Genomic DNA, 337 nt, shown 5'->3' with positions numbered 1-337 from the left:
GTCGTCTGCTTGGTATTCAGTCATCAAACTGTTTCACTCAAAGCGAGCAACAAGCCAACGACCAGCAAAAAGAAGTCGCTTGGGTTAACTTGGTGGTTCGTTCAAATCAATACAACGACAAGGTTTCTATCAACGGCGTGAACTATGGCAGCACACCCGTTGAAGTGATGTTACCAACAGGCCAGCACATGGTCACGATTGAGAAAGAGGGTTACCTTTCTTTCCACCAAGAGCTGAAGATAGCCCGCGATCACAACCTACGAGCCGTATTACAGGCCAAGCAGAACTCATTGAATGTCGGTACCAAGTTTGCAGACCCGATGGGAAACAACATTCC

1 protein-coding gene is annotated in these 337 nt (G+C 47.5%); it reads left to right on the top strand.

Annotated elements, in window-relative coordinates:
* A partial coding sequence (locus AB4512_RS24895; protein ID WP_372176137.1) for a PEGA domain-containing protein occupies positions 1-337 on the top strand: 337 nt, incomplete at both ends.

Origin of the sequence: Vibrio sp. 10N.222.52.B7, from assembly GCF_041474275.1 — a bacterium.
Taxonomy (GTDB): Bacteria; Pseudomonadota; Gammaproteobacteria; order Enterobacterales; family Vibrionaceae; genus Vibrio; species Vibrio crassostreae_C.
This window is presented reverse-complemented; position numbering and strand designations above follow the sequence as displayed.